The following is a 22352-nucleotide window of genomic DNA, read 5'->3' as shown; positions in this document are numbered from 1 at the left end:
ACTTGTGAGGGTATTTTGGCGCAATTTGCGCAAAACTACCCTTACCCTCCGCAATCGTTTCCACTTGTTTTGTAGAAGTAAAATTTAGTACTCATACAAAACAGAATTACTATGGTAACCTTTTTTATTTGTATTGTCGCTCTGATTCTTGGATATGTGGTTTACGGTAAATTCGTAGAACGCAAATTTGGAGCTGATTCAGAAAAAACTACACCTGCCATTTCGAAAGAAGATGGTGTTGACTATGTACCCATGAACTGGAAGAAGATCTTCCTGATTCAATTTTTAAATATTGCAGGACTGGGTCCTATTTTTGGAGCAATTGCCGGTGCATTATGGGGCCCTGTTGCCTTTATTTGGATTGTTATTGGCTGTATTTTCGCCGGAGCTGTCCACGATTATTTTTCAGGAATGCTTTCTGTTCGTCATGGAGGTGCCAGTATTCCTGAAGTAGTAGGAAAATATTTAGGTCCAGCCTTTAAGAACTTCATGCGTGTATTTTCGGTTGTGCTTTTGGTATTGGTTGGCGTTGTTTTTATCAAAGGGCCTGCCAGTATCCTTAATGGATTAACAGGATTCAATGTTTCCATCCTAGTAGGTGTTATATTCCTTTATTACCTGTTGGCTACCATGATTCCTATTGACAAGTTGATTGGTAAGATTTACCCAATTTTCGGTTTGTGTCTGTTAATTATGGCATTCGGAATTGCCGGAGCTTTAATTTTCGGCGGTTATGAAATTCCTGAACTGGTTCCATCGAACATCATGAACTTTCACGCCTCTCCTGATAAATATCCAATCTATCCTCTACTATTCATTACCATTGCCTGTGGTGCCATTTCAGGATTCCACTCTACACAATCGCCTCTAATGGCTCGCTGTATGACCAATGAAAAGCAGGGAAGAAAAATATTTTACGGAACCATGATTGCAGAAGGTGTTGTTGCCATGATTTGGGCCGCTGCTGCCATGACTTTCTTCGGTGGTATTCGCGAATTGGGAGAAACCATGTCGCAACCAGGACACAATGCAGCTTGGGTGGTTAATGAAATCTGTAACAGCCTTCTTGGTAAAATTGGTGGTTTATTAGCTGTTTTCGGTGTTGTTGCTGCTCCTATTACGTCTGGGGATACTGCCTTTAGAAGTGCTCGCTTGACCATTGCAGACTCTTTGAATTTCTCTCAGAAATCACTTGGTAAACGTCTGTTGATTACCCTGCCATTGTTCGCAATAGGTTTCCTACTTACCCAAGTAAACTTTGCCATTATCTGGAGATACTTTGGATGGGCAAACCAAACCTTGGCAACCGTAGTACTATGGACCGCTGCTATGTATATGGTACACAAAGGAAGAGGTCACTGGTTCATCTCTTTACCTGCTACCTTTATGACAGCAGTAATTACAACCTATATACTAATTGCTCCTGAAGGATTTGGAATCTCGCAAAGCATGGCTTACCCATTGGGAATTTTCACAGCCCTTGCAAGTCTAGGAGCATTCTTATTCGTGGCTTACAAAAAGTCTCAGGCCAAAGTGAAACTGCAACATCAATAAAACCTAACAAACTAAATCAGTACAAAAATGAAAACACTTAGATTTTTACTACCTGCATTATTGATCTGTTTTGGATCTCTTGCAAAGGCACAGGAAAAAGTGAACGTTAAAATCAAAGGCTTTGTTGCCGCTGAAACCTATTTCGATACACGCAAAACCATTAATGCCAGAGAAGGAGCAATCCTTCTTTATCCAGCTCCTGAATCTTTAGATTTGGAAGGCTATGATTTAAACGATCGATCAGAGTTCTTTATGACTACCATTCAGTCTCGTTTGAATGCTACGGTAAGTGGTTTTGAAGCTTTCGGAGCAAAAGGAACAGCCGTTATTGAAGGTGACTTTGTAGGAACCTCGAACGATAAAAGCGGATTGCTTCGCCTGCGTCATGCATTCATCAAGCTTGACTGGGACAAAGATCAACTGCTTGCGGGTAAATACTGGCATCCAATGTTCATTGAGTCTGCATTCCCAAGAGTATTGCACTGGGGAGCAGGAGTTCCTTTTGGATTGTTGAATCGTGCACCTCAGTTGAGATACACCAGAAAATTCAACAATAGCAAATTAAGCTTCGCTCTGCTTTCTGAGATGGACTTTAAAAGTACAGGACCTGAGGGTGCAAACGTGAAGTACGCTCAGCAGTCAAGTATTCCTGAGATCAGTTCTCGTTTCGAAACCAAATTGTCAAATGCAGTTTCTACAGGACTTACTTTAGGTTACCGAACCCTTATGCCTTTAACGGTTAATTCTGCCGGAATTAAAACCGATGAGAAACTGGGAAGCTACTACATGAACTATTGGTTGGGCATCACAGGCAAAAAGTTCAAGTGGAACATCCAGAGTATCTACGGACAAAACATGTACAACTTCACCATGATTGGTGGCTATGGAGTGAAAAATGTAAAGTCGAATGGCGATTATGAGTACACAAATATTAAAACCTGGAACTTGACTTCTGATATTTTCACAACAACAGGAAATGTTCGTTACGGTTTCAACGCTGGTTATAGCGCCAACCTGGGAGCAGATGATGATTTGGCTAAAAATGGAGATAGCTTCGTTGGCCTATACAGCCGCGGTTCAAACATCGACTATCTGTACCAGCTGGCTCCAAGAATTGAATTCCTGGCTGGTAAAATGAAGATTGGTGGAGAGATTATTCACACTGGTACTGCCTACGGAACAATTCAGGCCGACGGCAAGGTTGGAGACTCTGATCTTGTAAGTAGCACAAGATTTCTTCTGCACTTTAAATACGCATTTTAGATCTATTCGTATTAGCAAAAGCAAATAATCATTCTTTCGAACCCTGAGTATTGATTCAGGGTTCGATTTAAAAAATCTCGGACATGAATGAATACAAAATATTTTCTCAAGCTTTAGATATTTCATATCCCTGGATCATTTCGAATATCAATTTAAAAGAAACCGATCAGAAAGTAAAAGAACTTCATATACATGTTCAACTTAAAACCTTAAAGAAGAACGCAACACCTCAAAACTTTCCCTTAACCAAAAGGCAAGATAATTTTTTAGGATACACTTGCTATGTTCACTACTCCATCTCCGACAACTCTCGCCACTGAGTCAAAAGAAATCAATAATTCCATATAAAAACGGGTGAATCATAAACATTTTGTACTTTTAATATCTTATATTGATTTGAACAAAATGGAATCCAATTCACAACTCGAACTTGCACATAAATTCGTTAGAAATACGAATACCACAATTTTTCTGACAGGAAAAGCCGGTACTGGTAAAACCACATTTCTGAAACAACTTAAGGCTGAATTGCCTAAGCGAATGGTCGTGGTTGCACCAACGGGTGTGGCAGCCATTAATGCGGGAGGGGTTACCATACATTCCTTTTTTCAGTTGCCATTTGGCCCCATTCTCCCTGGTCAAATCCTGAATGAAAAACCCAATGCAAGCGAGGCTTCGGTGCGCAAATACCGCAAAGAAAAAATCAACCTAATTAAATCTTTGGATCTTCTCATTATTGATGAGATTAGTATGGTTCGTGCCGATTTGCTGGATGGAATAGATGAAGTGCTGAGAAAATTCAAGAACCGAAACCTGCCTTTTGGTGGCGTACAGGTACTCATGATTGGAGATTTGCAACAGCTGCCTCCTGTCGTAAAAAATGAGGAGTGGAGTTTGCTCAGCCAGCATTACGATACCGCCTTTTTCTTTAGCAGTCGTGCTTTTCGTTCCTCGCAACACATTAGCATCGAGTTAAAACATGTTTATCGCCAGAAAGATCAGGATTTTATTCAAATCTTAAACGAAATCAGGAACAACCATCTTTCCCAGGCCTCATTCAAAGAATTGGAAAAAAGATATTTGCCTGATTTTAATCCCACAAATAAGGATGGCTACATTACATTGACTACGCACAATGCGCGAGCTCAAAAAATAAACGAAGAACAACTGGAAAAGCTTAAAAGCAAAACAGAATCTTTCAGTGCCAGAATTGATGGACAGTTTCCCGAATACTCCTATCCTACCGATGAAGATTTGAAATTAAAGAAAGGTGCTCAGGTAATGTTCGTTAAGAACGATAGCTCGCCCGAAAAACTATATTTCAATGGAAAAATTGGTACCGTTACCGGATTCGAAGAAGATGCCATTCTGGTAAAATGTGAAGACGATCATTCCGAAATTGAGGTACATCCTGAAGAGTGGCAAAGCATTAAATACAGCATCAACCAGGAATCGAAAGAGATTCAGGAAGATGTGGTTGGTCAGTTTACTCAATATCCACTGAAATTGGCTTGGGCCATCACCATTCACAAAAGCCAGGGCTTGACTTTCGACAAGGCCATAATCGATGCCAATGCAGCCTTTGCTCATGGTCAGGTTTATGTGGCTTTGAGCCGATGCAAAACTCTCGAAGGTTTGGTATTAAAATCCAAATTAAGCGAAAGCGGTATCATTTGCGATCGTTCTGTTTCTCAGTTCACCCAATACATCGAGAAAAATCCGCCAAGGGAAGAACAATTGGAAATGGCAAAAAGAAGTTTCCAGTTTCAGCTGTTGGAAGAGCTGTTTACCTACTCCGATCTTTACAGGGTTTATCGAAACATCAACAAGCAACTACAAGATAACCTGAAAGCTTTCCAGGGCAATCTGCCTGAAAAAATCAAAGCTGGTTTCGATGCCTTCCAAACCGAAATTTTAACTGTTGCCGATAAGTTTATTCCAAGTTTAAAAAGGTATTGCTTTGGCGATGAAAAATTGGATGACAACAAGGAAGCACAGGAAAGAATAAAAAATGGCTGCAAGTATTTCACCGATAAGCTCGATCAGCATCTAATTTCCATCTTAAACAATCATTCGTTTGAAACCGATAATCAGGCCATTGAAAAGCTGATTGAAGAATACCTGAAGCAATTGCACGAGCTTTCGCACGTGAAACTTAGCTGTGTAAAGGCATGCCTCAATGGGTTTAAGCTTGATTCTTATTTGGATATCAGGGCCAAGGCACATTTGGAAAAAGTTCGTTTTAGAGCCAAACGAAAAAGCGATGTGGTAGATGAAAATGTGGAACATCCTACCTTGCTTCGAAAATTAAAAAGCTGGCGTAAAGAGCTATCGGAGAATATAAATGCTCCTGCTTATATGATTGCCTCGCAACGCAGCTTGGTTGATATTGCCAACCTATTGCCATGCTCGGCCGACCAGCTAAAAGCGGTAAAAGGATTTGGGAAAAAGAAAATTGAACGATATGGTGGCGAGGTAATAAAGCTGGTAATGGAATACAGGCAAGAAAAAGGATTGGGCATGCTTAATTTTACGCCCGAACCAGAAGAAAAACCAAAGAAACCCAACACCAAGGAGGTGAGTTACGACATGTATTCCGAGGGCAAAAATGTTCGGGAAATTGCAGCCCTGCGCAACTTGTCACAAACCACTATCGAATCGCACCTGGCTCACTACGTAGGCTTGGGCATGCTCGATTTAAAAGAGTTTGTGGAAAGAAAAAAAATCAAAAAAATTAAAGAGCAGTTCAAAAAACATGGCACCGATAGTTTAAACCCCGTAAAAGAAGCATTGGGGAATGATTACAGCTATTCGGAACTACGATACGTGCAGTCTTTTTTGAGAAATTCGAAGGAGAAGACGAATTGATTTGAAGCCAAAAATCCAAGGATACAACTAATAGAATAAAACATTCTAAATCAAAAATAACAGATGAGTTTTATTATTAAAGATAGCATTGAAAAGCTCTTGGAAGAAGTCATTAAAGATAAAAACACTGAAGAGCGAGCTAGAAGAATAATTGAGTTAAAGAATTAGGAACTACCAAGACAATTCGCTAGTCAGTGCAAACCAAATTGGGTAAATTAATTGCTATGGAAATAACTAAACTTTTAACGAAATATCACAAAAGCATCATTCTAATTATTGGATGTATTATTCTTGTATTTATTAATCCATTTAGCCTAAAGAAAAGAAGTTATCAGGGATTTTACAGATCAACATATAAAGCAGAAGTAATAAATAAGTATATAGATAGAAATACAAGGCAAGAATTATTTATTAGAGTGGTCAATATTGAGAGCAGAGATTCATTTTATTTTCATTCATTAAATGATAATGAAGGAATCTATAAATTGGTGGAAATTGGCGATACTCTTCAGAAAGTAGGCAACTCATATTATGTACTAATAAAAAATAAAAGCAAGAACCTTAAGTGTTTTGTGGGAGAAAATTCTGGATCTAAATTTGTGTATGAATAAGCCAAGCTATCCTATGCTTTTGTCAGCTACTGATTCAATCATTCGTATCTATTTTCAAAAAATTGTTCTAATCATCTTTACTTTTAAGGTTCATTAACTTTTGTTTAAACCATTTAGCACATTTCTACCCTACATTTGTAATATACAAAACAGAGAAGTTTTTTCATAGAATTAGATTTAGGTTAGTAAATAGTGGTTAGAAGAAAATCCCGGGCTGAACAGGTTCGGGATTTTTCTTTGGGATAAATTCAAGTTCAAATTTTGAAAAAAAGACTTTTTAATCTTTATTTGTAATGAATTTAAATAAACAAACTAAAATATGGAAGAAGTAAAATCACCATGTATTAAAATCTGTCGACAAGACAGTAACGGCGTATGTTTTGGATGTCAGCGAACTACAGAAGAAATTGGAAACTGGTCGCTTTACAACGATGATGAAAAGAAAGAGGTACTGGAAAAAGCCAGAAAAAGAACCAATGCTCCAGATACATCTTCAGGCGTATTCTTTAGATAGATCCTTATCATACATAAAATATTTTGTTCTTTTTTATAACTTTACGGTCCTTTTCAAATCACATTATCAGAAAATAAGCCAAAACGGATGAAACTAAAATCAATCTTTTATGCTATGATTATCATGCTGATGATTTCGGCATGTGGACCTCAAAAAGCAGAACAGTTACAATTAAAAATATACGGAACCAGTGATGTTCACGGAGCATTGTTTCCATACGATTTGGTAAACGAACAGGAAACTTTCAGCTCGCTAGCCCAGGTATACGAATATGTTAGCGAGCAGAGAAAAAAAGCTGATGCAGAAGTAATTTTATTAGACAATGGCGATATCCTTCAGGGCGATCCTTTGGTTTACTATTCGAACTTCGAAAAAACGGAAACCAAACACATTTGTGCTGATGTAATGAATTACATGGGATACGATGCAGCTACGGTTGGGAATCATGACATTGAGCCAGGACATGCGGTATACGATAAAGTGGTAAATGAGTTGAATTTCCCATGGATGGCTGCTAATGCGGTAAAGAACTCCGATGGGAAGCCATATTTCCAGCCTTATACCATAATCGAGAAACAAGGTGTAAAAATTGCAGTTTTGGGTTTAATCACCCCTGCAATTCCGAAATGGTTGCCAGAGAAAATTTGGTCGGGAATGCATTTCGAACCGATGGTTGAATCAGCCAAAAGTGGATAAAAATAATTCAGGAAAAAGAACAGCCTGATTTTGTGATTGGATTGTTTCACTCGGGTGCTGGTGAAGAACATGAAAATGAGATGAGTCATGAAAATGCTTCTATTCTGATTGCCAAGCAAGTTCCAGGTATAGATATGGTGATTTGTGGGCACGATCATCATGAGCAAATTGCGTGGTTCGAAAATACGGATAAAGAAAAAGTTTTGGTGATCAATCCTAAAAGTAGAGCTCAATTTTTGGCTGAAGTTGTGGTTGATTTAAAATGGAACAACGAGAAGAAGTCCTACGACAAAACTTTAAAACCAAATTTGGTACAAATTTCCGATGTTCAAAAATCGAAAGCATACGTTGAACATTTTACGCCTTTGTTTAAAGAAGTAGAGGCTTATGTATCGCGAAAAGTAGGAAGCTTCAAAAAAAGCATATCCACAAAGGATGCCATGTTTGGCGATTCTCCTTTTATTGATTTGATTCAGAACATTCAAATGGATTTGGCTGATGCAGATATTTCTTTTGCTGCTCCTCTATCCTACAACGCCACTATCGACTCGGGTGAGCTACAGGTTCGTGATCTGTTTAAGCTATATCGATTTGAGAATTTGTTATACACCATGAATCTTAGCGGGAAAGAAATTAAAGATTTTCTGGAGTTTAGCTACAACAACTGGTTTCAGCAAATGAAATCGGCAAATGATCCGATGCTATACATTTCAACAACTGAAAAAGGCAGCCGATTAACCACCATGTTTTTCAATTACGATTCGGCCGAAGGAATTGATTATACCGTTGATGTATCGAAGCCTTACGGGAAAAGAATTAAGATTTCCGGCTTGAGTTCGGGTGAAAAGTTCGATGATAATAAAATCTATAGAGTAGCTTTAAATTCTTATCGTGGAAATGGTGGTGGTAACCATCTAACCGAAGGTGCTGGCCTAACGAAAGAAGAATTAACCACTCGATTGATTAACTCAACCACCAAAGACCTTCGCTACTACCTAATGAAGTGGATAGAGGAAAAAGGAATGGTTGACATTAAATGTGACAACAATTGGAAAGTAGTTCCGGAAAAATGGCATGATACTGCCAGCAAAAAAGAATATGAGTTGCTTTATGGGGAAAGATAGAAATTAACCACGAAGTACTCAAAAGGATATCACGAAGTCTCACAAAGGTATATTTAATCCTTTAGTGAGACTTTTCAATTCATTTTACTTTGTGCTCCTTCGTAAAATACTTTGTTATCCTTAGTGGTTAAAAATCAACATTCATAAATAATACGGAAAATCTCACGTAAACATTCCTGTCGTTGCTCAATAAACCCCATGTGTCCTGATGTTTGCAATACAAAAGGAGTTAAATTATTCTCTTTGGCAATTTGCCCAGCTACCTGTAGTGGAATAAAATTGTCCATTTTCCCAATGATACTCACCTTGGGCATATCCAGAGCTTTTACCACATGATTTCGATCAGGACGATTCATCATGGCTTCCAAGGCAGCTATAATTCCTTTATCAGAAGTATTACAAGCAATTTTGGTGATTCTTTCAATTTCGTGTTCAAACTTTTTCAGGTTGTTATTCGAAAAGGTGTTAGGAATACTGGTTTTACAGATCAGCTCCTTTTTCCCATTTTTCACCAGTTCAATTTCCTTCTGTCTATTGGCTTTTTTCTCTTCGGTATCCGGATTTGGCGTTGAATGAAACAAGCAAAAGCTTTCCAATTTTTCTGTAAATAAATCGGCGTAAGCCAATGCTACGTATCCTCCCATGGAGTGACCTATGATATTAATTCGCTTCAAATTCAAATGTTCAGCCAATTGGTTAACAGCTTCTGCCATCTGATCAATACTGCAAGAATCGCTTTTTAACTCTGAGGATCCATGTCCTGGTAAATCAACGGTAATTACTCTGGCCAATCGAGAAAGATCATTGGCAAAAGTTTCAAATGTTTCTACTGATTCAAGATATCCATGAAGAAGAACTACTGTATTTCCCTTCCCATTATCTCTGTATCGTAATCGACAATTTTCCAGTTCTAAATACTGATCCATATGCAAATTTGATATTTTAACAAGTAACACACAGCAAAAGAGCAAATTGTATTCTTATCGGATAAAACAATTTTTTACAAGTTTTAATGACATTCTAAATTAGTAGAATATCAAAAAAGCTTGTTCTATAACATACAAATATTTAATAAATTGCATCGTTTTAAAAAAAAACATTACGGAAAATATTCCTTAATTGGTTTATAGCTAGAATTATACCTAGTTTTATAATTCTAATTTTCTAAAAACCTGAATCATAGGATTATCCTAGAATCAATCTAAATAAATTGTATATGTTCCTAAATATTGTTTCAGCCATGGGGAGCGTCTACATTTGCAAGGAATTATAGTAAAAGCTTATAAATAAACAGTCTAATTAAATCTTTAAACTTATGAGCAGTTTTTTAAGTTCATCTATTGGGAAAAAGTTGATAATGAGTTTATCAGGTCTTTTCCTTGTACTATTTTTATTGGTGCACTTGATCTTGAACTCCTTCTTGATGTTTGATAGCACAGGAGAGTTATTTAATGCAGGAGCACACTTTATGGCAATGCCGGTAATCCGCTTTGGTTTACAGCCAGTTTTATTTGGTGGCTTTATCGTGCACATCATCTATGCAATCATTTTGACATTGCAAAATCAGAAAGCTCGTCCTCAAAAGTATGCTTCGCAGAACTTGGGTAACAGCAGTACCTGGTCTTCAAGAAACATGTTTGTTTTGGGTGGTCTTGTGTTGGTTTTCATTGCAATGCACTTGATGCATTTCTTCGTGCCAATTCAAATTCAAGGAAATGTACATGACGATTATCAATTGGTAAAGAACCTATTTACTAATGGATCAACAGGCCTGGTATACACTGGTCTTTATGTAGTTGGTGCAATCTTATTGGGATTACACTTGGCTCACGGTTTCTGGTCAGCATTCCAATCTATCGGAATGAGTAATATTATTTGGAGAGCACGTTTGGAAAGAGCGGGTTACATCTACGCAATTATTATCTCTGGCGGATTCATTATTATTCCTTTGTATTTACACTTTTTTGCTTAATTGTTAATATTTAAACGGTTATGACAGTATTAAATTCGAAAATTCCAGCCGGACCATTAGCTGAAAAGTGGTCGAAACACAAAGCTGCTATTAAGGTAGTTAGTCCTGCGAATAAGAGAAAATTAGATATTATCGTTGTAGGTACCGGTTTGGCCGGTGGATCTGCTGCCGCTTCTTTGGCAGAAATGGGATACAACGTAAAAGCATTTTGCTACCAGGATTCAGGCCGTAGAGCTCACTCTATTGCTGCTCAGGGTGGTATTAACGCTGCTAAAAACTATCAAAACGATAATGACTCTATTTATCGTTTGTTCTATGATACAATTAAAGGTGGTGACTACCGCGCACGTGAGGCAAACGTATACCGTTTGGCTGAGGTAAGTGGTGACATCATCGACCAATGTGTTGCTCAAGGTGTACCATTCGCGCGTGAGTATGGAGGAACTCTATCTAACCGTTCATTCGGTGGTGTATTGGTAAGCCGTACTTTCTATGCTCGTGGTCAAACCGGACAGCAGCTATTATTAGGTTGTTACGCTTCTATGAACCGCATGATCGGACAAGGAAAGATCGAAATGCACGAGCGTAACGAAATGTTGGATCTTGTGATTGTTGACGGAAAAGCGCGTGGTATCATCACTCGTAACTTGGTTACTGGTGAAATTGAACGTCACGGTGCGCATGCAGTTGTAATTGCAACTGGTGGTTACGGTAACGTATTCTTCCTATCAACCAACGCAATGGGATGTAACGGTGGTGCTGCTTGGCAAGCATACAAAAATGGAGCATTCTTCGGAAACCCATGTTTCGTACAGATTCACCCAACTTGTATTCCTGTTCACGGTGAGCAGCAGTCTAAGTTGACTTTGATGTCTGAATCACTTCGTAACGATGGTCGCGTTTGGACTCCAAAGAAAAAAGAAGATGCAATTAAATTGCAAAAAGGTGAAATGGGACCAAATGATATCGCTGATGAAGATCGTGATTTCTACTTGGAAAGAAGATACCCATCATACGGTAACTTAGTACCACGTGACGTTGCTTCTCGTGCTGCTAAAGAACGTTGTGATGCTGGTTTCGGTGTTAACGCTGAAGGAAAAGCCGTTTACCTTGACTTTAAATATTCAATCGAAAGATTGGGACAAGATGTAATCGAAGCTCGTTATGGAAACTTATTCCAGATGTATGAAAAGATTACTGACGTAGATCCTTACAAAGAGCCAATGCAGATCTATCCTGCAATCCACTATTCAATGGGTGGAACTTGGGTTGATTATAACCTGATGACTACTGTTCCTGGTTTGTATGCAATTGGTGAAGCTAACTTCTCTGATCACGGTGGTAACCGTCTTGGTGCTTCTGCTTTGATGCAAGGTTTAGCTGATGGTTACTTCGTATTACCATACACAATTGGTGATTACTTAGCTGACGAAATTCAAACTCCTCGTATCGACTTGAATCACCCAGAATTCGATAAGAAAGAGAAAGCTGTTAACGAGCGTCTACAGAGACTATACAATGTAAAAGGTAGCAAATCGGTTGATTCATTCCACAAGCGTTTAGGAAACATTATGTGGGATTACGTAGGTATGGCTCGTAACGAAGAAGGTTTGAAATATGCAATTGCTGAGATTGCTAAGATCAAAGAAGACTTCTATAATGATGTTCGTATCCCTGGTGATTTCGATGCAATGAACATCGAGTTGGAGAAAGCTGGTCGTGTAGCAGATTTCCTTGAATTGGGTGATTTGATGGCTCGTGATGCTTTGAATCGTAACGAATCTTGTGGTGGTCACTATCGTGAAGAATCAGTAACTGAGGAAGGCGAAGCAAAACGTGACGATGACAACTTCACTTATGTATCAGCTTGGGAGTACAAGGGAGAAAACCAAGAGCCTGTATTGCATAAGGAAGATTTAGTGTTTGAAACTGTAGAATTGACACAACGTTCATACAAGTAAACCATGGCAGATAAAGTAATTAAAGAATTAACTATAAAGGTTTGGCGTCAAAAAAACGCTAAAACTGCAGGTAAGTTTGAAACTTACAAAATCAATGATATTTCAGGAGGTACTTCTTTCCTTGAAATGTTGGACATTTTGAATGAGCAATTGATTAACGATGGACAAGAGCCTATCGCTTTCGATCACGATTGTCGTGAGGGTATTTGCGGTATGTGTAGCTTGTTTATCAATGGACGTGCTCATGGACCAGATGATGACATTACAACATGTCAGTTACACATGCGTAAATTCAAAGAAGGCGAAACAATCACCATTGAGCCTTGGAGAGCTGGTGCTTTCCCAGTAATCAAAGACTTGATTGTTGACCGTACTGCTTTTGAAAAAGTATTACAAGCTGGTGGATACATTTCTGTAAATACTGGTGGTGTACCTGATGGTAATGCAATTCCAATCTCACAGGATGATGCAGAAGAAGCAATGGATGCTGCTGCTTGTATCGGATGTGGTGCTTGTGTTGCTACTTGTAAGAACTCTTCAGCTATGTTATTCGTTTCAGCAAAAGTTTCTCACTTGGCTAAATTGCCACAAGGACGTGTTGAAGCTTCTCGTCGTGCGAAGAACATGGTAGCTAAAATGGATGAGCTAGGTTTTGGTAACTGTACCAACACTGGTGCTTGTGAGGTAGAATGTCCTAAAGGAATTTCTATTGCAAACATCGCTCGTTTGAACCGTGAGTTCTTAGCAGCAAAAATCAAGGATTAATTAGACTGAAATCCAAATATAGTGAGCGCTATCCTTTAGGGTAGCGCTCTTTTTTATAGGCACTTATACTTTCTTATATGGAACTTTCCTAATATAAGAATAAAGATAATGATTGGTTCGGAACAGGTTTCAAAACTTGCTTAACCTGAATGTAATCCTCATCCTTTTTATGGATTGAAATCCGAACACGATAAATTCCCTCAATTAAACCTCCCAATTGTTTTGCGGCTTCTTTGGATAAATCAATAACGCGTCCTTTTACAAATGGACCTCTATCATTAATTAAGACGATTACAGAGCGTTTATTTTCCATATTTACCACTTTTACCAAAGTTCCAAAAGGAAGGCTCTTGTGAGCTGCTGTGTACTTCCTTTGGCAAAATATCTCACCAGAACTGGTTTTTCTTCCTTCAAAATAGTCAGAATAGAAACTTGCTTTGCCTTCTTCAGAATAATCCAATTTATCCTGAGAATTTACAGAGGAGAAAATGAAATTCAAGAGTAAGCTTATACAAATTATTTTCATCTGGATTATTATTGTGACAGTTGAAATAAAGATGCACAAAAAAATCCGACCTATTGGCCGGATTTTAATCTGTATTTTCTAGCTGAAATTTATTCTCCAGCTCCTTCACCCATATTAATATCGTAAGCTTCCTTTGCTACTCTGTCAACCAATTTGTTTACAAAGTACATATCGTGCATCGAGCTAAAGATCTCGTCAAGTTGTTCAAGAGTTTCCTCACCGATTAATTCTGAAAGTATTACTTCCTCTTGAGTACCATCTTCATTTGTGAAAGTAATTTTGATGTCAAGTCCTCCTCTACAGAATGCATGATCTGATTCATCTTCTTCTCCCTCGCCTGTAGTTGTATCTTCATTATGAAGAACAGTAATTACAGCATCCTCTTCTAATTCACCATTACGGTATACCATGTATTCTTCACTTGAAGAATTCTTCACAATCTTTATATTGCCTATTGTAAGAGCATATTCGTATTCTGCTTCAGCTTCTTCTGTAGAACGAATATATTCCACTTCTTCCATGAATAATACTTCACCATCTTTCTTCAAATTGTAAGCGAATTCGGTTGTATCGCCAAACTGAAACTCATGACCCACAGAATATCCATTAGGGAAGCTAAACTCTGATTCATAATCCCAGCTCATATTTGTTGACATGTTCATGTTCCAATCAACAAAAATTGCTCCCGCAGCTTCTTCTTCAATTGTAATATCAGCATCTAATAAGTAGTCAAACTCAAACCCTTCGCTATTCATTACTGTTGAAGAGTTGTATTGTGAAGCGGTAATATTAAAATCATTATCTAATTCTGAATCACCATCTTCCCCTACATACAGTTTCCAAGGTCTTGTAGCCTTTTCCTGAGGTAAATTGATTACGAAAAAATCACTATCTCCCACTCTTTCAAATGCTGAATTCCAATAACCATTACCCATTTTAGTACTAGTTCCTTCATCTGGTACAGGAAGAATATACTCATAAACACCTTTAATATCTTCAAGAGTAATGGTGTGACCATATGAAAATCTTTCGTCCGATTCTTCTTCTGTTCCTTCTTTTGTATTATCACTCATGGTGATCAGTCCATATCCTTCTGAGGCAGTAATTTCATCAACAGCAACTGCTAATGATTGAGTCTCTGAAGTAAGATTCTGTTCTAATGATTGATTCTGTTCTGGTGTTTTATCATCAGAACTTGAACAACTCCAAAGTGCGGCTGAAAAAGCCAACAACATTCCTACAGCAACAATGTTTCTTTTCATATCCTTAAATTTTAGTTGATAATCTTTCGAATGTGATTTTCCAGTATTTTACAACTGGTTTCGATTAAAAATTTCGTTTAATTTCTCATCTTAAATCCTTTACAATTAAAATACCGAAATCAAGCGAATATACCCTACTCTATTCCACAATTAAACTAACAATCTATAAACGTAGCAGTTATGCTTTTTATTACAGGTGGTCAAAAATACTTGTAAAAGAAAAAAAATTATCAATTGTGGAATTTAATGGACAAGTTCTGTGGAATTGTTCTACAATAATGAAAATCAACAAAAAACTACCTCCAAATAGAGATAGTTTTAAAATTTTAAGCCTAATCAGGTCATTTCTTGTGGACCATTGTATGAAAATTTATCGCAGCAGGAAATTCACAGGAGCTATATTATATAATTTCACTGGTTTTCCATCCTTTATCGCAGGTCTCCATTTATTGCAGGCTTTAATGGCTTCAATTGCTGCTTCATCAAGATAAGGGTCTACTTTTTTCAAAATTTGAATATCAGCAAGCATGCCTGATTCATCAACTGCAAACAAAACCAAAACACATCCAGATATTCCATTTTCCTGACAAATTCTTGGATATTCAATATTGTGTGCCAAATCTTTAGCAAATCCATCATCTCCTCCTTTATATTCGGCAATAGTATCTGCATTTGCATAAATATTGTTAGGCAGATTTCTACCTTTAAAAATAGTGTATGATTGAACCATTAATTCTTCATTAAATACCTCAATACCTACTACATTATTGTCGTATAGCTCTGCCATTGTCCAACTCTATGCAAAGGAAACATCTTTTTGCTTAAACCCTTTTTCCTTAATTTTCCTTCATAATTATACTCCTCTACCTGATAACCTCCATTTATCTTTTTATAAGATCTGATAATATTATTGGTACCACCACCGATAGCATAACGTCCATTTCTCATTCGCTTTATGATCTCTGTTTTTTCAAGCTTCCATTGGTTGTTTTTTAACTCAAAAGTCATCATAACGGACTTCTTATCATTCTTCCTTTGGAATACCACTTGTCTATCGGCACCATGTATTGTATCGCATGGAGCATGACCTTTGTAATAAACTATTGTGTCGCTCTGGGAATATAAGGTTTGAGTGAAAAACAGAGCAACAATTAAAATCAATGTATATTCCATAATTACAATTTTATTATTGCATAAAAGTATGCATAATTATTCTATGATTCACTTATAATTTTCATTTATATAAAATCTTAACTGCGAACGGTAAAATAGAAACATATATTTTTTGTATATTCGCAAATCACAATACCATTATTGCTTAAACCATATTAATTAATGCCTTACCGCAGATTACCAAATACCGACACGGCACGTGTACGTGCTCTTAAAGCAGCCTTAAGTATCAGTATGAGAGTCAATCGTTTTGACTTGGCTTTCTCCTACTCTTTGTACCAAAGAATCGAAACTTTTGTTCCTCATTACGAGCTTGCCATAAGAAATCACAGGCAGGCATTAAGTCAGCAATCGAGTAAAAGCAAAGAGTACAACGAGAAACTGAGAAAAGCTCGCTTGTATGTATCTCATTTTATACAAGTTTTAAACTTTTGCATCATTCGAGGTGAAATGAAACCTGAGGTACGTGAATTTTACGGCATTCGCAAAAATTCGAAAGCCACTCCTTCCCTATTAAAAGATTCGAAAGTAATTGAGTGGGGAGAAAAATTGATTAAAGGTGAGCAGGAAAGAACCAGAATGGGGGGAAATCCAATTTACAGTCCTTCCATTGCACTGGTGCGCGTTAATTGTGACAATTTTAAACAAGCATTCAATTATCAAAAAACACTACAAAATAATACCCATCGATTCTCCGAAAAAGTTGCAGAGTTTCGTGAAGATGCTGATAAGCTTATTCTTGATCTTTGGAACCAGGTTGAAAAGAAGTTTGGATCGCTAAGTGATGAAGAAAAGCGTGAAAAATGTTCAGAATACGGTGTTGTATATGTTTGGAGAAAAGGTGAACTTGAAAAGTTAGAACAAGTTAAAATGGCCGAGAAAGCATCTCTAAGCCTTCCTTTTACAAATGTTTCTGAAAACTCGTAGCAACAACAATACAATTATGACCGAAATTAAACCTGTGAACCAATAATTTTCGTTGGCTCCTATGGTTTCCATTTCTTTTGGAACATTTCCTTTATCGATATAATATTTGGTAATAACAGCCATTCCATTATTTACCAGATGTGCGATTATTGGCACCCATAAACTTCGTGACCAAATCAATAAATATCCGAAAAGTATTCCCATTGCCATACGTGGCAATAAGCCATAAAATTGCATGTGAAGTGCCGCAAAGAAGAATGCCGTAATAATAATTCCCCAATGAATATTATTTGTTAGCTTTCCAAAGATTCCCTGTAAAACTCCACGAAATAAAAGCTCTTCTCCAATAGCTGGAATCAATGCAATAACCACAAGATTCACCAGTAAATCCGAAGTTGAATTCATAACCAAAAACTTCTCGGTTACAACTTTTGCTTGTTCCTCACTATTTTTCATCCAGGTTTCGATACCCGACATGAATTCCGGTAAACTTAAATGGGAATTTAGCTGCGCCAGAAGGTTAATCATGGGAAGTGAAAAAATGATAATAAATGTTGCCAACAATACCTTTGATACATTTGTACTTTCGGCTAAAAACAAATATTCACGAACTTTTTTACTTACCAAAAATGCAATAATAAAAGGAGGAATTATAAACATTCCAACAGAATAAACCGACTGATAAAATTTTAAAACCGAAATATTTACAGTATCACTGTTTATATCAATTGCTTGTAAATCTGTAAAAATGTTAATGTCAAAAAATATTAATGCCAACACAGTACCTACAAACATGGCTAGCAGGAAAGATACAACTACTGCAATTAAACTAATTATCAAATGGGTAAATGGGCTATGATGACTAAAAGATCCTTTTAACATGTTTCTTTTTTTTGGTTGAAACACAAAATTAGCAACAAAAGGCAATTATCAAATTCCAAATCTCAAATCAATACTCCGTTATGAAGCAAATCATGTGTGTGGTAATTTGACAATTCGACTGTTCGAGACTTTATTATATCTTTGTGCACTAATTTTTACCGAATATAAAAAAAGCTGAAGTGAAGATAGGAAATTTGGACTTAGGGAAACAGCCAGTTTTATTGGCTCCAATGGAAGATGTTACCAATCCTCCATTTAGAGTGTTGTGTAAGCGTTATGGTGCCGATTTAATGTACACGGAGTTTATCTCAGCGGATGCATTGATTCGTTCGGTAAACAGAACCATGAAAAAACTTACCATCCTGGAAGAAGAGCGTCCTGTGGCCATTCAGATTTACGGGAAAGAGGTTGATCCAATGGTTGAAGCTGCCAAAATTGTTGAAGAAGCCAAGCCTGATTTTCTTGATTTAAACTTTGGTTGTCCGGTAAGAAAAGTTGCCAGCAAAGGTGCAGGATCTGGAATGCTTCGAAACGTTCCACAGCTTCTAAAAATCACAGAAGAAGTTGTAAAAGTAGTAGATATTCCCGTAACGGTTAAAACCAGATTGGGTTGGGATGCTGATTCAAAAATTATTGTTGAGCTTGCAGAACAACTTCAGGACGTTGGTATTGCAGGCCTTACCATTCACGGAAGAACCCGTTGCCAAATGTATAAAGGTGAAGCAGATTGGACCTTAATTGGTGAGGTTAAAAACAATCCAAGAATGCACATTCCGATTATTGGAAATGGTGATATTACCAATCCTGTAAAGGCAAAAGAGGCCTTTGATAAATATGGTGTTGATGCCATTATGATTGGACGTGCTGCCGTTGGAAAACCATGGATTTTTAGGGATGTGAAACACTATCTGAAAACTGGAGAATTGCTTCCTCCCGCAACCGTTGCTCAACAGGTAGACATGCTAAAAGAACAAATCGATGCTGCTATTGACTGGATTGATGAAAGAAGAGGAATCTTACACATGCGCAGACATATGGCAGGCATGTTTAAAGGATTGTACAATTTTAAGCAAACTCGTATCGATATGCTTCGTGCGGATCACTATGATGATTTAATGGTAATTCTGAATAAAATTACTTCAGAATGGGGCGAACTACAAATAGAAGAAGATTAAAAAAATCACAAACTAAACGACACAAAAAACGCAAAGACATCTCATCTTTGCATTTTTTGTGTTTTTTGCTCTCTTAACCAAGCACTATTTTAAAATCTTAGGAAGCTCTTTAATAAAATAATCAGGGTTAAAAACATCGTATTCTTCAACTCTCCTGCTCCATTGCATACTTGATTTTGTGATGTATCCTTTCTGTAATGCTCTAATTTGATCTTCACTTAAAGTAAGTTCAGCTTTAAATATCGTAAAACCGTAATTCGGATATTCTTTGGGCTCAAAATCTCTTGAATAATTCAGGCTTACAATTTCTCCATTAGACAATTCTAAATCGATTTTTGACCTCTTTGTGATAAAACCAAAAAATCGAAAACCTTCCTCATCCATTATCTTCCATTCGGTTTTAAGAATCACTTTTTCTTCATCTGCTACCAACTGAAAATCACATTTTACAATATTCTTGTTTTCCGAAAACTTTTTGAGTTTTAAACTGACTCCTTTTATAACTGTTTCAGATTTTAATTTGGCCTTTTTCAGTAAAATTGGTTTAGATAATTCAATGTCTGATTTAACTGGAACCTTTGGTTTAGGGTCCGACTTTTTTACTTCTTCATACTTCCATGTTCCATTGTCATAAAGTAATACAACTCTTCCATCTGGAGTTCTCAATCTCATTTGAGCATCTACTGTATAAATGCCACAAAAAAGAAGTACTGCAACAAGCAATAAGTTCTTCATTATTCAATAATTTGAGGTAATGATTTTATAAAATATGAAGGCGCAACAACTTTATATTCTTCTGTTCTTCTGCTCCAAGTCATATGTGCTTTATAAACAATCGAATTTCTCAACAAACGAATTTGTTCTTCGTTTAATTCCAGTTCTGCTGAGTAAGTCGAAAATCCATATTTCTCATACTCTTTAGGCTCAAACTCTTTGGTATAAACCAAATCAATTGTTTTGCCGCCTATTAACTCCAAAGAGATTTTGTTTCCTTCTTTTATGAATCCAAAATACGAATAGGCTTCACCGTTCATAATTTTCCAATCTGTTTTCAATACGGCTTTTCCATCTTTCGATATTAAAGTAAAATCGCAACGAACAATATTTTTGTCTTTAAAATATTTCGAAAGTTTTTCACTTTGTCCTTCAATAAATGCCATTTTTTCAAGGGTGGCATCTTTCAAACTAATAGGAGAATTATCTACAACAGATACATTGGTTGGTACTGTAACTTCTCCTGCTTTCTTTTGAATCTCCTTAGTATCTGTATTGGGAAGTTTTACATTGGCATAAGTCCAGGTTCCATTGTCGTAAAGAATCACAACTTTTCCATCGGAAGTTAAGGCTGTTTGCTGAGCATTTACAAAGATTGAAATTCCAAATGCTAGCACACAGAATACAAAAATCTTCTTCATTTCGGTAATTTTTAATAAGTTATTGCCATTAGAAATCAACTAGATTCCTATTTATTAATCGGTAGTAGGAAATACTTATCAGTTAAACTGCAAGTATCTTTTGGTAATGTATTGTACTGGAAAACGCGATGCGAAATACCCAATCAATACAACCGTTATAAAGATGATAAAAATATCAGAAAGATGCACATTTACAGGATAAGAGTTCATAAAGAAACTTCCTGCGGCCAATTTTACAAATCCGAATTTGATTTGTAGAAAACAAACTATTATGCCCAAAACTACCCCTAAAAGCGCACCCGAAATGGATATCAAACAACCCTCGATTAGAAACAATTGCCTTATGGTTTTCTCATTGGCACCCAAACTTCTTAAGGTGCTAACATCCTCTTTTTTATCCAATATCAGCATGGTTAATGAACCTATGATATTAAAGGAGGCAATCACCAAAATAAATGATAAAATGAAAAAGACTGCGGTCTTTTCTGTCTTCATCATTTTATAAATGACATCGTGTAATTCGAAACGATTTTTTACCTGAAAATCATCGCCAAGCATTTCTTGTATTTCCGATTTTACCTCATCAATATCTTCAGAATCATTTATTCCGAGCTCGATGGCACTTACTTCGTTTTGATAACTGAATAATTTTCGTGCAAAACTTAAAGGAACCAAGGTATATTGTGTATCAAAATCGGCTTGAATCTGAAAAAATCCTGATGGCCATATTACCTCGGTATTAAATGAATTCATTGGATTGTGTCCGACAGTGGCATTACGTTTTGGCACATAAAACTTAATGGGATCAACAAAGGTTAATCCTACACCCAAATCTAATGCTACACCATACCCCAACACGGCAAACTGATACTTTTTTGTATCCAACACAAAACTCCCATCCGTTATCATGGTATCAATACCTGTCATCAAGCTAAAATTCTCATCAACTCCTTTTACAATTGCAGGTCGTTGACGATTACCATATTTGAGAAGCGCATTTTCTTCCAAAACTTCGGAATAGAATGCCACTTGTTCCATGTTTTTAATTTGTCCGAAAATTGAATCGGGAACAAATGTTTTGCCTTTTGCAGGAAGTATTTTTAAATCGGGATCGAAACTGCTAAACTGCTTATCAATAAATTGATTCAAACCATTAAAGGCAGACAGCACAATCACCAAAGCCATGGTACCAACCGTAACACCAACTACTGAAATTAGTGAAATGATATTGATAACATTCTGTTTTTTCTTGGAAAACAGGTATCGCCTGGCTATGTGAAAAGGTAGATTCAAATTCGGTGGAAGAGTTTATGACAATAGGTTGTCGATATTCTCAATATAATCCAAAGAATCATCGATATAGAATGCCAATTCGGGAACCACTCTTAATTGTTTACCAACTTTGGTTCCTAGAATTCTACGGATGTTTTTGGTGTTCATTCTAACCACCTCAAGCGTTTCTTCCGACTTGTCTGAAGGGAAAATACTAAGATACACCTTTGCAAGTCCCAAATCCGGGCTAATTCTTACAGTGGTAACCGATATCATTTTTCCTCCAAATAGATTTCGTCCTTCCTGCTGAAAAATCAATCCTAAATCCTTTTGTAATAATCTTGAAACTTTGCTTTGTCTTGTGGTCTCCATATATACTTTTCTAAATTTTA

At 36.9% G+C, this 22352-nt stretch carries 23 protein-coding genes; 13 read left to right on the top strand and 10 right to left on the bottom strand.

Annotated features, from left to right (window positions below):
• The first annotated feature begins 111 nt into the window (after positions 1-111).
• The 8 genes from JCM15579_RS02920 to JCM15579_RS02885 all read left to right on the top strand — a co-directional run bounded on the left by JCM15579_RS02920 (position 112) and on the right by JCM15579_RS02885 (position 8630).
• Entirely contained in the window at positions 112-1554 is a 1443-nt protein-coding gene (locus JCM15579_RS02920) for a carbon starvation CstA family protein (protein ID WP_054715470.1), read from the top strand.
• A gap of 27 nt (positions 1555-1581) precedes the next feature.
• Entirely contained in the window at positions 1582-2817 is a 1236-nt protein-coding gene (locus JCM15579_RS02915; protein WP_054715466.1) for a hypothetical protein, read from the top strand.
• An 83-nt stretch (positions 2818-2900) separates the two neighbouring features.
• On the top strand, positions 2901-3137 hold the full coding sequence (locus JCM15579_RS02910; RefSeq protein WP_054715463.1) for a hypothetical protein: 237 nt from the start codon (positions 2901-2903) through the stop codon (positions 3135-3137).
• Positions 3138-3222: 85 nt separating this feature from the next.
• Entirely contained in the window at positions 3223-5685 is a 2463-nt protein-coding gene (locus JCM15579_RS22110) for a helix-turn-helix domain-containing protein (protein ID WP_083464510.1), read from the top strand.
• A gap of 224 nt (positions 5686-5909) precedes the next feature.
• On the top strand, positions 5910-6296 hold the full coding sequence (locus tag JCM15579_RS02900) for a hypothetical protein (protein ID WP_110363696.1): 387 nt from the start codon (positions 5910-5912) through the stop codon (positions 6294-6296).
• 319 nt (positions 6297-6615) lie between these two features.
• Complete coding sequence (locus JCM15579_RS02895) at positions 6616-6810, top strand: DUF1289 domain-containing protein (RefSeq protein ID WP_054715455.1); 195 nt, start codon at positions 6616-6618, stop codon at positions 6808-6810.
• Between the two features lie 87 nt (positions 6811-6897).
• Positions 6898-7506 (top strand): metallophosphoesterase, encoded by a 609-nt coding sequence (locus JCM15579_RS02890; protein WP_054715452.1) that lies wholly within the window; start codon positions 6898-6900, stop codon positions 7504-7506.
• 32 nt (positions 7507-7538) lie between these two features.
• On the top strand, positions 7539-8630 hold the full coding sequence (locus JCM15579_RS02885; RefSeq protein WP_054715449.1) for a 5'-nucleotidase C-terminal domain-containing protein: 1092 nt from the start codon (positions 7539-7541) through the stop codon (positions 8628-8630).
• A gap of 134 nt (positions 8631-8764) precedes the next feature.
• Here JCM15579_RS02885 and JCM15579_RS02880 read toward each other — a convergent pair whose 3' ends face one another.
• On the bottom strand, positions 8765-9556 hold the full coding sequence (locus JCM15579_RS02880; protein WP_054715446.1) for an alpha/beta fold hydrolase: 792 nt from the start codon (positions 9554-9556) through the stop codon (positions 8765-8767).
• 389 nt (positions 9557-9945) lie between these two features.
• Between JCM15579_RS02880 and JCM15579_RS02875 the strand changes: the two genes are divergently transcribed.
• Genes JCM15579_RS02875 through JCM15579_RS02865 form a run of 3 tightly spaced genes read left to right on the top strand, consistent with a single transcriptional unit; the run spans position 9946 to position 13328 of the window.
• Positions 9946-10602 (top strand): succinate dehydrogenase cytochrome b subunit, encoded by a 657-nt coding sequence (locus JCM15579_RS02875; protein WP_054715443.1) that lies wholly within the window; start codon positions 9946-9948, stop codon positions 10600-10602.
• Positions 10603-10622: 20 nt separating this feature from the next.
• On the top strand, positions 10623-12563 hold the full coding sequence (locus JCM15579_RS02870; RefSeq protein ID WP_054715440.1) for a fumarate reductase/succinate dehydrogenase flavoprotein subunit: 1941 nt from the start codon (positions 10623-10625) through the stop codon (positions 12561-12563).
• 3 nt (positions 12564-12566) lie between these two features.
• Complete coding sequence (locus JCM15579_RS02865; protein ID WP_054715437.1) at positions 12567-13328, top strand: succinate dehydrogenase/fumarate reductase iron-sulfur subunit; 762 nt, start codon at positions 12567-12569, stop codon at positions 13326-13328.
• 88 nt (positions 13329-13416) lie between these two features.
• Here JCM15579_RS02865 and JCM15579_RS02860 read toward each other — a convergent pair whose 3' ends face one another.
• From JCM15579_RS02860 to JCM15579_RS02845, 4 genes are all read right to left on the bottom strand, one after another.
• A complete protein-coding gene (locus JCM15579_RS02860) occupies positions 13417-13854 on the bottom strand; it encodes a septal ring lytic transglycosylase RlpA family protein (protein WP_083464503.1) in 438 nt (145 codons plus the stop codon).
• Positions 13855-13943: 89 nt separating this feature from the next.
• The gene (locus JCM15579_RS02855) at positions 13944-15116 is read right to left on the bottom strand and encodes a hypothetical protein (protein ID WP_054715434.1); all 1173 of its coding nucleotides are present in this window, start codon (positions 15114-15116) and stop codon (positions 13944-13946) included.
• A gap of 370 nt (positions 15117-15486) precedes the next feature.
• Positions 15487-15903, bottom strand: a complete 417-nt coding sequence (locus JCM15579_RS02850; RefSeq protein WP_054715432.1) for an energy transducer TonB — start codon at positions 15901-15903, stop codon at positions 15487-15489.
• On the bottom strand, positions 15876-16289 hold the full coding sequence (locus JCM15579_RS02845; protein ID WP_054715429.1) for a hypothetical protein: 414 nt from the start codon (positions 16287-16289) through the stop codon (positions 15876-15878). Before JCM15579_RS02845 ends, JCM15579_RS02850 begins: the two co-directional genes overlap by 28 nt.
• A gap of 162 nt (positions 16290-16451) precedes the next feature.
• Between JCM15579_RS02845 and JCM15579_RS02840 the strand changes: the two genes are divergently transcribed.
• Positions 16452-17216 (top strand): hypothetical protein, encoded by a 765-nt coding sequence (locus tag JCM15579_RS02840; RefSeq protein WP_054715426.1) that lies wholly within the window; start codon positions 16452-16454, stop codon positions 17214-17216.
• Here JCM15579_RS02840 and JCM15579_RS02835 read toward each other — a convergent pair.
• Positions 17178-18098: a CPBP family intramembrane glutamic endopeptidase gene (locus JCM15579_RS02835; RefSeq protein WP_054715423.1), complete on the bottom strand. Its 921-nt coding sequence runs from the start codon at positions 18096-18098 to the stop codon at positions 17178-17180. The genes JCM15579_RS02840 and JCM15579_RS02835 overlap by 39 nt on opposite strands.
• 179 nt (positions 18099-18277) lie before the next feature.
• Between JCM15579_RS02835 and dusB the strand changes: the two genes are divergently transcribed.
• Complete coding sequence (dusB, locus tag JCM15579_RS02830; RefSeq protein WP_054715420.1) at positions 18278-19273, top strand: tRNA dihydrouridine synthase DusB; 996 nt, start codon at positions 18278-18280, stop codon at positions 19271-19273.
• Positions 19274-19357: 84 nt separating this feature from the next.
• Here the strand turns inward: dusB and JCM15579_RS02825 are convergent, their stop codons facing one another.
• The 4 genes from JCM15579_RS02825 to rbfA form a co-directional block, all read right to left on the bottom strand.
• Positions 19358-20008, bottom strand: coding sequence for a hypothetical protein (locus JCM15579_RS02825; RefSeq protein WP_054715417.1), 651 nt, complete (start codon positions 20006-20008; stop codon positions 19358-19360).
• Positions 20008-20688, bottom strand: coding sequence for a hypothetical protein (locus JCM15579_RS02820; protein WP_054715414.1), 681 nt, complete (start codon positions 20686-20688; stop codon positions 20008-20010). Before JCM15579_RS02820 ends, JCM15579_RS02825 begins: the two co-directional genes overlap by 1 nt.
• A 78-nt stretch (positions 20689-20766) precedes the next feature.
• On the bottom strand, positions 20767-21981 hold the full coding sequence (locus JCM15579_RS02815; protein ID WP_054715411.1) for an ABC transporter permease: 1215 nt from the start codon (positions 21979-21981) through the stop codon (positions 20767-20769).
• A gap of 15 nt (positions 21982-21996) precedes the next feature.
• Positions 21997-22332: a 30S ribosome-binding factor RbfA gene (rbfA, locus tag JCM15579_RS02810; RefSeq protein ID WP_054715409.1), complete on the bottom strand. Its 336-nt coding sequence runs from the start codon at positions 22330-22332 to the stop codon at positions 21997-21999.
• Positions 22333-22352 lie beyond the last annotated feature (20 nt).

It is taken from the genome of Marinifilum fragile JCM 15579 (assembly GCF_001310955.1).
GTDB lineage: Bacteria > Bacteroidota > Bacteroidia > Bacteroidales > Marinifilaceae > Marinifilum > Marinifilum fragile.
Note: the sequence above shows the minus strand (reverse complement) of the source record. Positions and strands in the feature narration are given on the sequence as shown.